Genomic DNA, 360 nt, shown 5'->3' on the forward strand with positions numbered 1-360 from the left:
AATTGGATCACATAAATAAGTCAATATAGATAATATAACCACTGCAGAGCATAAAAGAATAACAGCAATGATGTAAATACATAAATAAAAAACTTGATCAGAAGGAATCTTACGAATAAAGGCACAGTAGTTATTATTGGCATAGCTTAAGCGATCGTCATGCAGGGGCACTAAACGTGGGCCTTTATCTAGATCACCAAACCAACCAAAAATTTGTGGACGGTATTTTGATGACATTTTATTCTCCTTTTATTTATTCTTCCTGCTTCGGTTAATGATGAGCGGAATTTCGCCATCATCTTGTCCATTAGGGCAGATATTGATTTGATAGTTATTTATTAGATCATAAGCAAAGGTGCC

Annotated in this window: 1 protein-coding gene; it reads right to left on the reverse strand. The window is 34.4% G+C overall.

Annotated features, from left to right (window positions below):
• Positions 1–237 (reverse strand): hypothetical protein (locus A9G47_RS12265; RefSeq protein ID WP_141674864.1); only part of this gene is annotated, 237 nt, incomplete at its 3' end.
• Positions 238–360 lie beyond the last annotated feature (123 nt).

Origin of the sequence: Gilliamella sp. WF3-4 (assembly GCF_001690275.1) — a bacterium.
GTDB classification, from domain to species: domain Bacteria; phylum Pseudomonadota; class Gammaproteobacteria; order Enterobacterales; family Orbaceae; genus Gilliamella; species Gilliamella apicola_C.